Annotated in this window: 12 protein-coding genes; 9 read left to right on the top strand and 3 right to left on the bottom strand. The window is 71.4% G+C overall.

Features of this window, described 5'->3' with window-relative positions; translation table 11 throughout:
• The first annotated feature begins 48 nt into the window (after window positions 1-48).
• Both EXE59_RS19915 and EXE59_RS19910 read left to right on the top strand, forming a co-directional pair.
• Window positions 49-510: a hypothetical protein gene (locus EXE59_RS19915; protein WP_135840452.1), complete on the top strand. Its 462-nt coding sequence runs from the start codon at window positions 49-51 to the stop codon at window positions 508-510.
• Window positions 511-519: 9 nt separating this feature from the next.
• A complete protein-coding gene (locus EXE59_RS19910) occupies window positions 520-1,083 on the top strand; it encodes a cytochrome b/b6 domain-containing protein (protein WP_135840451.1) in 564 nt (187 codons plus the stop codon).
• 13 nt (window positions 1,084-1,096) lie between these two features.
• On the opposite strand, the gene trxA is transcribed toward EXE59_RS19910, so the two are convergent.
• The 3 genes from trxA to EXE59_RS19895 are packed head-to-tail and all read right to left on the bottom strand — an operon-like array spanning window position 1,097 to window position 3,184.
• Window positions 1,097-1,777 (bottom strand): thioredoxin, encoded by a 681-nt coding sequence (gene trxA / locus EXE59_RS25015; RefSeq protein WP_135840450.1) that lies wholly within the window; start codon window positions 1,775-1,777, stop codon window positions 1,097-1,099.
• A gap of 19 nt (window positions 1,778-1,796) precedes the next feature.
• Entirely contained in the window at window positions 1,797-2,486 is a 690-nt protein-coding gene (locus EXE59_RS19900) for an MBL fold metallo-hydrolase (protein ID WP_135840449.1), read from the bottom strand.
• Window positions 2,480-3,184, bottom strand: a complete 705-nt coding sequence (locus EXE59_RS19895) for a maleylpyruvate isomerase family mycothiol-dependent enzyme (RefSeq protein ID WP_168218612.1) — start codon at window positions 3,182-3,184, stop codon at window positions 2,480-2,482. The genes EXE59_RS19900 and EXE59_RS19895 overlap by 7 nt, the downstream gene beginning before the upstream one ends.
• 163 nt (window positions 3,185-3,347) lie before the next feature.
• Here EXE59_RS19895 and uvrA point away from each other — a divergent pair, with 163 nt between their 5' ends.
• From uvrA to gap, 7 genes are all read left to right on the top strand, one after another.
• Window positions 3,348-6,335: an excinuclease ABC subunit UvrA gene (gene uvrA, locus EXE59_RS19890; protein ID WP_135840447.1), complete on the top strand. Its 2,988-nt coding sequence runs from the start codon at window positions 3,348-3,350 to the stop codon at window positions 6,333-6,335.
• Between the two features lie 41 nt (window positions 6,336-6,376).
• Window positions 6,377-6,838, top strand: a complete 462-nt coding sequence (locus EXE59_RS19885) for a Rieske (2Fe-2S) protein (RefSeq protein ID WP_135840446.1) — start codon at window positions 6,377-6,379, stop codon at window positions 6,836-6,838.
• Between the two features lie 42 nt (window positions 6,839-6,880).
• Window positions 6,881-8,929: an excinuclease ABC subunit UvrC gene (gene uvrC / locus EXE59_RS19880; RefSeq protein WP_135840445.1), complete on the top strand. Its 2,049-nt coding sequence runs from the start codon at window positions 6,881-6,883 to the stop codon at window positions 8,927-8,929.
• A gap of 22 nt (window positions 8,930-8,951) precedes the next feature.
• Window positions 8,952-9,830, top strand: coding sequence for an RNase adapter RapZ (gene rapZ / locus EXE59_RS19875; protein WP_135840444.1), 879 nt, complete (start codon window positions 8,952-8,954; stop codon window positions 9,828-9,830).
• A 1-nt stretch (window position 9,831) separates the two neighbouring features.
• Complete coding sequence (locus EXE59_RS19870; RefSeq protein WP_246056930.1) at window positions 9,832-10,800, top strand: gluconeogenesis factor YvcK family protein; 969 nt, start codon at window positions 9,832-9,834, stop codon at window positions 10,798-10,800.
• 69 nt (window positions 10,801-10,869) lie between these two features.
• On the top strand, window positions 10,870-11,856 hold the full coding sequence (gene whiA, locus EXE59_RS19865; protein WP_135840442.1) for a DNA-binding protein WhiA: 987 nt from the start codon (window positions 10,870-10,872) through the stop codon (window positions 11,854-11,856).
• Between the two features lie 199 nt (window positions 11,857-12,055).
• The gene (gene gap / locus EXE59_RS19860) at window positions 12,056-13,051 is read left to right on the top strand and encodes a type I glyceraldehyde-3-phosphate dehydrogenase (RefSeq protein ID WP_135840441.1); all 996 of its coding nucleotides are present in this window, start codon (window positions 12,056-12,058) and stop codon (window positions 13,049-13,051) included.
• Window positions 13,052-13,055: the final 4 nt, after the last annotated feature.

Here is a 13,055-nt window from a genome sequence, read left to right as displayed (position 1 = left end):
GGAGCCATCGTGGGGATGGCGCCTTCCGAGGACCGTGGGGGTTCGAGCATGTCCCAGTACAACCGCCGGACGATCGTGCGCGGAGCCGCGTGGACCATTCCCGTCGTCGCAGTCGCCTCGACGGCCCCGGCCTTCGCCGCGTCGACCGACACCCCCGTCGTGCCGGGCCCCGGCGCGTTCACGGTCTGCAAGCAGCCGGGCGGCCCCAACGGCCCCAACTGCCAGGGCTACAAGTTCTCGCTCAACCTGACGGTCCAGCCGAGCGACACGTGGACGATCCAGTTCACCCAGCTCGTCGTCGACGGGACCAGCTTCCTGGCGCAGACCAGCCCCCAGACGTTCCAGGTGACGGCGACCTCGAACCTCATCAACTTCGTCTTCTGCACCGCCTCCAGCCCGAGCCAGTTCAACCTGACGCTGCGCTACTCGGCCACCAACCAGCGGACCGGCGTGACCACGTCCAACCTCGGCGGCGACTACGCCCTCAGCGGCGTCCGGAACTGCGCGTAGCATCCTCGGGTGCCCGCACCGGCGCCCCGAGCGGGCTACCGCGCGTCGCAGAAGGTCCTGCACTGGCTGACCGTGCTCGCGGTCTCCGCCCAGCTCGTGGTCGGCTACAACCTCGACCTCGACGACGGGTGCGACCCCCCGGGCGAGGACCGCAGCGGCGGCGACACCAGTGATGCCGAGGAGGAGCGCCTCGACCGGCTCGAGGACGCGTGCGAGGCGCGCGCCGACTCCTACGACCTGCTGGGCGGCGGGTTCGACCTGGCCGAGGTGCACCTCCTGCTGGGCCTGGCCGTGCTCTCGCTGGGAGTCGTACGGCCCCTGTGGCGCCGCGTCGCCGGCCTGCCGCCGTGGTCGGAGCACCTGTCCGCCGGGCAGCGACGGCTCGCGACCCGGACCGAGCACGCCCTGATGGCGCTGCTCGTGGTCGTGCCGCTCACCGGGATCGTGCTCGTCGCCACGGCCGTCGACGCCTGGGTGCCGTTGCACGTCGGCGCGCACATCGCGTTCTTCGTGGCCCTGGCGGCACACCTGTGCACCAACCTGCGACCGGCGGTCCTGCGCCGGATGCTCTGACTCGGGGCGCGGGTCAGGCCTCGAGCGGCCAGCCGCGCTGGGCCCACCCGCCGGTCCCGCCGGCGACGTTGATCGCCGCGATGCCCTGTGCCCGCAGGTGGTCGACCACCTGACGACTGCGGCCACCGACCTGGCAGATCACGAAGACCGGCTCGTCCTGGGGCAGCTCGGCGATCCGGCCGGGCACCTCGTGCATCGGGATGTGGACCGCGCCCGGCACCCGGCCGCCGGCCACCTCGTCGGCCTCACGGACGTCGACGACGTACGCCCCCTGGCTGTGCGCGGCGGCGAAGTCGTCGAGACCGACCTCGTCCTGCGGGCCGTTGGCGGCGGCCTCCTGCGCGGCCTGCACCTCCTGGCGCACGGCGTCCATGTCGAGCGCGCGGGCCTGGGCGATGACGTCGGAGAGCGCCTGCGGCGGCAGCGCGCCAGCCTGGTTGAAGAGCAGGACCCCGTCGCGGAAGAGCATCAGCGTGGGGATCGAGCTGATCGCCGCCATCTGGGCCAGCTGCTGCTCGGCCTCGGTGTCGACCTTGCCGAACACGATGTCGGGGTTGTCCTCCGACGCCTTCTCGAAGACCGGGGCGAACTGGCGGCACGGACCGCACCAGGCAGCCCAGAAGTCGACGAGGACGATGCCGTCGCCGCTCACGGTCTGCTCGAAGTCGGCCAGGGTCAGCTCGCGCGTGCTCATGCACCCAGCCTGCCACGGCCTACCAGCCGCGCTCGCGCCACTCCCCGAGGTGCGGGCGCTCGTCGCCGAGAACGCCGTCGTTGCCGTGGCCGGGGTAGAACCACGTCTCGTCCGGCAGTCGGCCGAAGAGCTTCGACTCCACCTCGTCGATCAGCTGGGAGAACTTGGCGGCGTCGCCGAAGGTCGCCCCGACGCCGCCGGGGAACAGGCAGTCGCCGGTGAACAGGTGCGGGGTCGGCCCCACCTTCTCGTCCTCGAGGACCAGGCAGATCGACCCGGGGGTGTGGCCGGCGACCGGGACGACCGCGAGGTCGCAGGTCCCCACCGCCACCGTGTCGCCCTCGCCCACGCGCCGCTCGACCGTGACGCCGGTCTGCTCCTCGATCGCGTCGGCGTCGGGAGCGCCCGCCACCACGACGGCGTCGGGGTGCGCAGCCTTGACCGCCGCCAGTCCGCGGTGGTGGTCCCAGTGCTGGTGGGTGGTGACGATCGCGGTCAGTGTCCGGTCGCCGACGAGCTCGAGCAGGCGCTCCGGCTCGGCCGCGGCGTCGACCAGGACCACCTCGTCGGTGTCGCTGCAGTGCAGCACGTAGCAGTTGTTGGACATCTCCGGGTCGACGGCGACCTTGGTCAACGTCAGGCAGCCCAGGCGGCGTACGTCGGCGTCGCCGCCGGGGGAGACGTCCCCGGTGTAGGTGTCGGTCACCATGTCTCCACCTCCGGGAGCTCGGTCGTGTCGGACGTGAGGCCCTCGCCGGTGCCGCGGCCGGTGAGCCACCAGGCGGCGGCCGCGGACGGACCCGTGACCACTGGGCCGCCCCCACCCTCGCCGTACTCCCAGGTGCCGTCGAGGTCGGTGGGGCGTACGACGAACGGCGCGGGGTAGGGCCGCTTCGTCATCGAGTCCAGCAGGAGCGTGCGGAAGCCCTCCGACCAGTCGTAAGCCGTGTAGCCGGCGTCGAGGTCGGCGTGGTGGATCTCGACCTCGCGCACCCGCATCAGCGCGACGTTGGCCAGCGCGAAGTCCGGTCCGCCGGGGGTCCGCTCGAACCGCCCGGCCCAGTCGCTGGCGTGCATCGCGGCCAGCGCCTCGGAGAACGTGGCTGTCGAGGCCAGGAACCGCTCCCGGAGCGCCGCCGGCCCCACCCCGGCGAGCTCGGCGATGTCGGCGTCGCGCGCCTCCGGGGAGGCGTACATCGGCTGCGGCCGGCCGAGGTGGGCGCCGTGCAGCACTCCCGCCAGCCCCTCGGCGTTGAGGGCGAGGTGCGCCACGACGTGCGCCCGGGACCAGCCGGGGAGCAGGGACGGCGCGGCCCAGGCACCGTCGTCGAGCCCGTCGACGGTGCGTACGAGCGCCTGGTCGGCGGCCGGGAGAAGGTCGGGCGCGCGGCCCGCTGCATCGCTCACGGCACCCATCGTGCCACTTCTCCACGTCCACCCCCGAGGGTGACGGATGGGCCCGTTGTCGGTGGTGGGTCATAGTGTGGAGCGGTGCGTCGCCTTGACCGCGACACACGATCGAGGCGAACATGTGTTCGACTCCGCCGATGCCATCTCACCGAGGACCACTGTGGCCGACCAGCTCATCATCCGGGGCGCCCGGGAGCACAACCTCAAGGACGTCTCCCTCGACCTCCCGCGTGACTCGCTCATCGTCTTCACGGGCCTGTCCGGGTCCGGCAAGTCCAGCCTGGCCTTCGACACGATCTTCGCCGAGGGCCAGCGCCGCTACGTCGAGTCGCTCTCGGCCTACGCGCGCCAGTTCCTCGGCCAGATGGACAAGCCCGACGTCGACTTCATCGAGGGCCTCTCGCCCGCCGTGTCGATCGACCAGAAGTCCACCTCCAAGAACCCGCGCTCCACGGTCGGCACCATCACCGAGGTCTACGACTACCTGCGCCTGCTCTACGCCCGCGCCGGCCGCGCGCACTGCCCGACGTGCGGCGCCCCGATCGAGCGGCAGACGCCGCAGCAGATCGTCGACCGCATCCTCGGGCTCGAGGAGGGGCGGCGCTTCCAGGTGCTCGCCCCGGTGATCCGCGGCCGCAAGGGCGAGTACGTCGAGCTGTTCCGCCAGCTCCAGCAGCAGGGCTTCAGCCGGGCCCGCGTCGACGGCCAGACGCACACGCTCGACGAGCCGCCGACGCTCGACAAGAAGCTCAAGCACACCATCGAGGTGGTGGTCGACCGGCTCGCCGTCAAGGAGTCGTCCAAGCGCCGGCTGACCGACTCGGTCGAGACCGCGCTCGGCCTCGCCGGCGGGCTGGTCGTGTTCGACTTCGTCGACCTCGACGCCAAGGACCCCGGGCGCGAGATGAAGTTCTCGGAGAAGATGGCGTGCCCCAACGACCACACCATCGACACCGACGACCTCGAGCCGCGCTCGTTCTCCTTCAACTCGCCCTTCGGCGCGTGCCCGGCCTGCTCGGGCCTCGGCACCCGCATGGAGGTCGACCCCGAGCTGGTCGTGCCCGACCCCGGCGCCACCCTCGGCGAGGGTGCGATCGCGCCGTGGAGCGGGGCCCACGTCGCCGACTACTTCCTCCGCCTCGTCAACGCGCTCGGCGAGGAGCTCGGCTTTGACCTCAACACCCCGTGGGACCAGCTGACCCCCAAGGCGCGTACGTCGCTCCTCGAGGGCCACAAGACCAAGGTCCACGTGGTCACCAAGAACCGCTACGGCCGCCAGCGCGCCTACTACGCCGCGTTCGAGGGCGTACGCCCCTATGTCGAGCGCCGCCACCGCGAGGCCGAGTCCGACACGAGCCGCGAGCGGTTCGAGGGCTTCATGCGCGAGGTGCCGTGCCCGACCTGCCACGGCTCCCGGCTCAAGCCGGTCTCGGTGTCGGTCACCCTCGGTGCCCGCGACCAGGGCGGCAAGAACATCGCCGAGGTCTGCGCGCTGCCGATCAACGAGGCCGCCCACTACCTCCGCACCGTCGACCTGTCCGTGCGCGAGCGCCAGATCGGCGAGCGGGTGCTGAAGGAGATCCAGGAGCGCCTGCAGTTCCTGCTCGACGTCGGCCTCGACTACCTCTCCCTCGACCGGCCGAGCGGGTCGCTCTCCGGCGGCGAGGCACAGCGGATCCGGCTGGCCACCCAGATCGGTGCCGGCCTCGTGGGTGTCCTCTACGTCCTCGACGAGCCGTCGATCGGACTGCACCAGCGCGACAACCACCGCCTGATCGAGACGCTGCTCCGCCTGAAGGACCTCGGTAACACCCTGATCGTCGTCGAGCACGACGAGGACACGGTCCGGGTCGCCGACTGGGTCGTCGACATCGGCCCCGGCGCCGGTGAGCACGGCGGCCAGGTCGTCCACTCGGGCTCGGTCGAGGACTTGCTGGCGCACCCCGACTCGATGACGGGCCAGTACCTCAGCGGTCGCCGCGAGATCCCCGTCCCCGCGGTGCGCCGCCCGCGCACCGTCGGTCGCGAGCTCAAGGTGCACGGCGCGCGGGAGCACAACCTCCAGGACGTCGACGTCAGCTTCCCGCTCGGCGTCTTCACCGCGGTCACGGGCGTGTCCGGCTCGGGCAAGTCGACGCTGGTCAACGACATCCTCTACACCTCGCTCGCCAAGCAGATCTACAACGCCCGCACCGTCCCGGGCCGGCACACCAAGATCACCGGCCTCGAGCACGTCGACAAGGTCATCCACGTCGACCAGTCGCCGATCGGACGCACCCCGCGCTCCAACCCCGCGACCTACACCGGCGTCTTCGACCACGTCCGCAAGCTCTTCGCCTCCACCCCGGAGGCCAAGATGCGCGGCTACCTCCAGGGCCGGTTCTCGTTCAACGTCAAGGGTGGCCGCTGCGAGGCCTGCTCCGGTGACGGCACGATCAAGATCGAGATGAACTTCCTCCCGGACGTCTACGTCCCGTGCGAGGTGTGCCACGGAGCCCGCTACAACCGCGAGACGCTCGAGGTCCACTACAAGGGCAAGACGATCGCCGAGGTCCTCGACATGCCGATCGAGGAGGCCGCCGACTTCTTCGCCGCGGTGCCGGCGATCGCGCGCCACATGAACACGCTCCAGGAGGTCGGCCTCGGCTACGTCCGCCTCGGCCAACCCGCCACCACGCTCTCCGGTGGCGAGGCGCAGCGCGTCAAGCTCGCCAGCGAGCTGCAGAAGCGGTCCACCGGCCGCACGGTCTACGTCCTCGACGAGCCGACCACCGGCCTGCACTTCGAGGACATCCGCAAGCTCCTGCACGTGCTGTCCGGCCTGGTCGACAAGGGCAACACCGTGCTCGTGATCGAGCACAACCTCGACGTCATCAAGACCGCCGACTGGCTCATCGACATGGGCCCGGAGGGCGGGTCGCGCGGCGGCATGGTCGTCGCCGAGGGCACTCCCGAGGAGGTGGCGGGCGTCGCCGAGAGCCACACGGGCTCGTTCCTCGCCCCCATCCTCGAGGGTCGTGGTGCGAAGCAGCCCGGAGCACCGCGCCGCCAGAAGGCGGTGGCCGCGACCTCCGCGCCGGCCCGCAAGGCGACCCGGAAGACCGCCAAGAAGGCCACCGCCAAGAAGGCCACCGCCAAGAAGGCCTGAGCTGTCAGGTTCCTCACAGGTCGGCTGGCTAGGGTCTGCCCATGACCGCCATCAACCGACGTCGCGCCCTGTCCGGTACCGCTGCCATCGCGGTCGGCGTCCCTGTCCTGGCTGCCTGCTCGGACGACTCCGCGGCGTCCGATGCCGCCGGGTCCGAGACCTCGGAGCCGAGCCCCGAGCCCACCTCCGACGGCACCGAGACCCAGAGCGGGGGCGGCGAGGCGCTCGCCAGTGCGGCCGACGTCCCCGTCGGCGGCTGCCTCGTGGTCGCCGGCGCCAAGGTCGTCGTGACCCAGCCGACGGAGGGCGACTTCAAGGCCTTCTCGGCCGTGTGCACCCACCAGGGCTGCCTCGTGGAGACGAGCAGCGACGGCGAGATCCCGTGCCCCTGCCACGCCAGCCGGTTCTCCCTGGAGGACGGCTCGCCGACGTCGGGGCCGGCCACCGCGGCCCTGGCGGCGGTCGAGATCACCGTCGACGGCGACTCGATCCTCCGCGCCTGAGCCGTCCGGCTGCGTGTCGGTGCCCGCCCGTAGGGTTGACGGGTGGCCACGCTGAGCTCCTACCGACCCGCGCCGGGGTCGATCCCGACCAAGCCGGGGGTCTACCGCTTCCGCGACGCCAAGGGTCGCGTGATCTACGTCGGCAAGGCCAAGAGCCTGCGCCCGAGGCTCTCGTCCTACTTCCAGGACATCGGCAACCTCCACCCGCGCACGGCCACGATGGTCACGACCGGCGCGAGCGTCGAGTGGACGGTCGTCGACACCGAGGTCGAGGCGCTCCAGCTCGAGTACAGCTGGATCAAGGAGTTCGACCCCCGCTTCAACGTCAAGTACCGCGACGACAAGTCCTACCCCTGGCTCGCGGTCACGGTGGGTGACGAGTTCCCGCGGGTGATGGTCGGGCGCGGCGCCAAGCGCAAGGGCACCCGCTACTTCGGACCCTACAGCCACGCCTGGGCGATCCGCGAGACCGTCGACCTGCTGCTGCGGGTCTTCCCGATGCGCTCGTGCAGCAACGGGGTCTTCAAGCGCTCCGCCCAGATCGGCCGACCCTGCCTCCTCGGCTACATCGACAAGTGCGCGGCCCCGTGCGTCGGCAACGTCACGCCCGAGGAGCACCGCGAGATCGTCGACGACTTCTGCGACTTCATGGGTGGCAACACCACCGCCTTCGTCAAGCGGGTCGAGCGCGAGATGTACGCCGCCTCCGAGGAGCTCGACTTCGAGAAGGCCGCGCGGTTGCGCGACGACCTCGGCGCCCTGACCAAGGCCCTCGAGAAGCAGGCGGTCGTGCTCGGCGACGGCACCGACGCCGACGTGATCGCGCTGGCGGAGGACCCGCTCGAGGTCGCCGTCCAGATCTTCTACGTCCGGGGCGGGCGGATCCGCGGCCAGCGGGGCTGGGTGGCCGACCGTTCGGACGACAGCGACACCGCGGGGCTCGTCCAGGAGTTCCTGCTCCAGCTCTACGGCGGCGCCGACCCCGACGCCGGCGACACCATCCCGCGGGAGGTGCTCGTGCCGGCGCTGCCGCCCGACCACACCGTGATGGAGGAGCTGCTCGGCGAGCGGCGCGGCAGCCGGGTCGCCATCCGGGTGCCCCAGCGCGGCGACAAGCGCGACCTGCAGGAGACCGTGGCGAGCAACGCCGCACAGGCGCTCGCGCTCCACAAGACCAAGCGGGCCAGCGACCTGACCACCCGCAACCGGGCCCTCGAGGAGATCCAGCAGTCGCTCGGGCTCGACGAGGTGCCGCTGCGCATCGAGTGCTACGACGTGTCCAACCTCCAGGGCACCGAGGTGGTCGCCTCGATGGTCGTCTTCGAGGACGGCCTGCCCCGCAAGTCCGAGTACCGCCGCTTCGTGATCCGCGGCGTCGACGGCCAGAACGACGTCGCCTCGATGCACGAGGTGATCACGCGGCGGTTCAGGCGGTTGCTCGACGAGCAGAGCAAGAACGGCATGGAGGTTCAGGCGGCTCCTCCGGCTGGCCAGGATGCTCCGCAAGCGGAGCCGCCTGGCCAACCGTCGTCAGGTCCGATGCTCGTCGATCCGGACACAGGCCGGCCGCGGAAGTTCGCGTACGCCCCCTCGCTGGTCGTCGTCGACGGCGGCCCGCCGCAGGTGGCCGCGGCCCAGCAGGCGCTCGCCGAGCTGGGCGTCACCGACGTCCCGGTCTGCGGGCTGGCCAAGCGGCTCGAGGAGGTGTGGTTGCCGGGCGAGGAGGACCCGGTGATCATGGCGCGCACCAGCGAGGGCCTCTACCTCCTCCAGCGCATCCGCGACGAGGCGCACCGCTTCGCCATCACGCACCACCGCAACCGCCGGTCCAAGTCCATGGTCGAGAGCACGCTCGACGACGTCCCGGGGCTCGGCGAGGTGCGGCGCAAGACGCTCCTCAAGCACTTCGGGTCGCTCAAGAAGCTGCGCGAGGCCGCAGTGGACGAGATCTCCCTCGTCCCCGGGATCGGCCCCCGCACCGCCACGGCCATCAAGGACGCGGTCGCGAAGGCCGACGCAACCCGCAAGACTTCACCCAAGGCGCCGACGATCAACACCGCCACCGGCGAGATCATCTCTGATGATGAGTAGACACAGCATGGAGGACTAGGGCATGTCCCTGACGAACGAGCCGACCCCCGGCGAGCTGGTGATCGTGACGGGCATGACGGGTGCTGGTCGCAGCACCGCGGCCAAGGAGCTCGAGGACCTCGGCTACTTCGTGGTCGACAACCTCCCGCCGACCCTCGTGCGAGACGTGGTGCGGCTCGTCGACGACAGCCGCGGCATCCACCAGCCCATCGCCGTCGTCGTCGACGTCCGCTCGGGCTCGTTCTTCGACTCCCTCCAGGCCAACCGCCACCAGCAGGTCACGGGCCGGCCGACCACGCTGCTGTTCCTCGAGGCCACCGACGAGGTCCTCGTACGCCGTCAGGAGGCCGCGCGACGACCGCACCCGCTCCAGGGCGGGGGCCGGCTGCTGCACGGCCTGCAGCGCGAGCGCGGGGTGATGGCCGACCTCCGCGGTGACGCCGACGTCCTGCTCGACACGTCCAACTTCAACGTCCACCAGCTCCAGGACCGCATCGCCGAGCTGTTCGGCACCGCCGCCTCGACGCGGCTCAAGGTCACGGTGATCAGCTTCGGCTTCAAGTACGGCATCCCCGTCGACGCCGACTGGGTGGCCGACATGCGGTTCCTGCCCAACCCGCACTGGATCCCCGAGCTCCGCCCCCAGAACGGTCGCGACCCCGACGTGTCGGCGTACGTGCTCTCCCAGCCCGGTGCCGGGCAGTTCCTCGAGCAGTACCTCCCCGTGCTGCGCACCGTCGCCGAGGGCTATCTCGCCGAGGGCAAGAGGTTCATGCAGGTGGCCGTCGGCTGCACCGGTGGCAAGCACCGCAGCGTGGCGATGACGGAGGCGATCGCGGGGCTGCTGCGCGATGCCGGCTACGACGTCAGCACCGCACACCGCGACCTCGGCAGGGAATGACGTGGCGCGCGACACCGCGCAGGCCGCGGTGGCCCTCGGCGGGGGGCACGGCCTGTTCGCCACGCTGTCGGCGCTGCGCCGGCTCCACGACGACCTGACGATCGACGACCTCACCGCCGTCGTCACGGTCGCCGACAACGGCGGCTCGTCGGGACGGCTGCGCGGCGAGTTCGGCGTGCTGCCCCCGGGCGACCTGCGCATGGCGCTCGCCGCCCTGTGCGGTGACGACGAGTGGGGCCGCACGTGGGCCGACGTGATCCAGCACCGCTTCGCCGGGCAGGGAGACATGAACGGCCACGTCATCGGCAACCTCCTCATCGTGGGGCTGTGGGAGCTGATGGGCGACCACGTGCGGGCGCTGGACTGGGTCGGCCGGCTGCTGGGGGCGCACGGCCGCGTGCTGCCGATGGCGACGACGCCGATGGACATCACCGCCCGGGTGCGCGGCGCCGATGCCGGCGCGCCGGACGAGGTCACCCTCGTACGGGGCCAGGTCGAGGTGGCCACCACCGAGGGCCGCATCGAGTCCGTCGCGCTGGTCCCCGAGGATCCGCAGGCGTGCACGGAGGCGGTCGACGCGGTCCTCGCGGCGGAGTGGGTCGTGCTCGGCCCCGGCTCGTGGTTCAGCTCGGTGATCCCGCACCTCATGGTGCCGGGCCTGCGCCGGGCGCTGGCCGAGACGAACGGGCGCCTCGTCGTCGTCCTCAACCTCGAGGCCCAGGCGGGGGAGACGACCGGCTTCGGCCCGGCCGACCACCTCGCGGCCCTGTTCGAGCACGCCCCGGACCTCACCGTCCACGCCGTCCTCGTCGACTCCTCGGCGCTCGCCGACGACCACGCCCGGCTGGAGAAGGACGTCGCCGACCGGGGCGCCCGCCTCGTCGTCGCGGACATCGCCGTGCCGGGGGAGCCGCGCCACGACCCCGACCGGCTGGCCGAGGCGTTCCGGCGCATCGTCGACGAGGCGTGAATCACCCGTGCGGGGGAGGTGGGGCCGAACGCGTCGAGAGTCGTTGACCCTCATGGCAGGATTCGCCCCATGGCTATGACGGCACAGGTGAAGGCAGAGCTCGCCTCCACCCAGATCACCAAGACCTGCTGCCGCAAGGCCGAGGTGGCCTCCATGCTCCGCTTCGCCGGCGGCCTCCACATCGTGAGCGGACGCATCGTCGTGGAGGCAGAGCTCGACACCGGTGCGGCCGCCCGCAGGCTCCGCAAGGACATCGCCGAGGTCTACGGCCACCCCTCCGACGTGGTGATGGTGCAGGGCAACGGCATCCGCAAGGGGAGCCGCTACATCGTGCGCGTCACCAAGGACGGCGAGGCACTGGCGCGTCAGACGGGCCTGCTCGACCAGCGCGGCCGCCCCGTACGAGGCCTCCCGCCCGCCGTCGTCAGCGGGGGCGGCTGTGACGCCGTGGCCGCGTGGCGCGGCGCCTTCCTCGCCCACGGCTCGCTCACCGAGCCCGGCCGGTCCTCCTCCCTGGAGATCACCTGCCCCGGTCCGGAGGCCGCCCTCGCGATCGTCGGGGTGGCCCGCCGCCTCGGGATCTCCGCCAAGGCGCGCGAGGTGCGCGGCGTCGACCGGGTCGTGATCCGTGACGGCGACGCGATCGGCGCCCTGCTGACCCGCCTCGGCGCCCACGAGTCCCTGATGGCGTGGGAGGAGCGGCGGATGCGGCGCGAGGTCCGCGCCACGGCCAACCGTCTCGCGAACTTCGACGACGCCAACCTGCGGCGCTCGGCCCGCGCCGCCGTCGCCGCGGGTGCTCGGGTGGACCGGGCACTGGAGATCCTCGGCGAGGAGATCCCCGACCACCTGCGCCAGGCCGGCCACCTCCGGCTCGAGCACAAGCAGGCCTCGCTCGAGGAGCTCGGGCAGCTGCACGACCCGGTTCTCACCAAGGACGCGATCGCCGGCCGGATCCGCCGGCTGCTCGCGATGGCCGACAAGCGCGCCGAAGAGCTCAACATCCCCGACACCGAGGCGTCGCTGACCCCGGAGATGCTCGCCGAGGACGCCTGACGGCCCTGCCCGGAGTCGTCCCGCCGGATGCGGCCGGGGTTCTGCGTCCCGAGGCTTGGATCGTTCCAACGTTACCGGTCCGTACCGCGGGAGACTGCGGGTGGACCCCCGTCCGTCACCCGATAGGGTCGGAACCGGTCACCGAAGGCCAGATCGTCGACGGGGTCACCGAAGGCCCCATCCGAAGGAGACATCCACCATGACCGTTCGCGTAGGCATCAACGGCTTCGGCCGCATCGGCCGCAACTTCTTCCGCGCCGTGCGCGCGTCGGGCGCCGACATCGAGATCGTCGGCGTCAACGACCTCACCGACAACGCCTCGCTGGCGCACCTGCTCAAGTACGACTCGATCCTCGGCCGCCTCGACGCCGACGTGTCGAGCGACGACACCTCGATCATGGTCGGCGACCAGAAGATCGCGGTCTCCGCCGAGCGCGACCCGGCCAACCTGTCGTGGGGCGACCTCGGTGTCGACGTCGTCGTCGAGTCCACCGGCTTCTTCACCGACGCGACCAAGGCCAGGGCCCACGTCGACGCCGGCGCCAAGAAGGTCATCATCTCCGCGCCCGCCTCCAACGAGGACATCACGATCGTGATGGGCGTCAACCACGACCTCTACGACCCGTCCGCGCACACGGTCATCTCCAACGCCTCCTGCACCACCAACTGCCTGGCACCCATGGCGAAGGCGCTCCACGACGGCCTCGGCATCAACAAGGGCCTGATGACGACGATCCACGCCTACACCGCCGACCAGAACCTCCAGGACAACATCCACAAGGACCCGCGCCGCGCCCGCGCCGCGGCCCTCAACATGGTGCCGACGTCCACCGGTGCCGCGAAGGCCATCGGCCTGGTGCTGCCGGAGCTCAAGGGCAAGCTCGACGGCTACGCGATGCGCGTCCCGGTGCCGACCGGCTCGGCCACCGACCTGACCTTCGAGGCCTCGCGCGAGACGTCGGTCGACGAGGTCAACGAGATCGTCAAGGCGGCCGCCGACGGCCGCTTCCTGCGCTACTCGACCGACCCGATCGTCTCCACCGACATCGTGACCGACCCCGCCTCGTGCATCTTCGACGCCCCCCTGACCAAGGTCATCGGCAACCAGGTCAAGGTCCTCGGCTGGTACGACAACGAGTGGGGCTACTCCAACCGCCTCGCCGACCTGATCACGCACGTCGGCTCCTCGCTCTGACGGC

The organism is Nocardioides eburneiflavus (assembly GCF_004785795.1).
GTDB lineage: Bacteria > Actinomycetota > Actinomycetes > Propionibacteriales > Nocardioidaceae > Nocardioides > Nocardioides eburneiflavus.
Note: the sequence above shows the minus strand (reverse complement) of the source record. Positions and strands in the feature narration are given on the sequence as shown.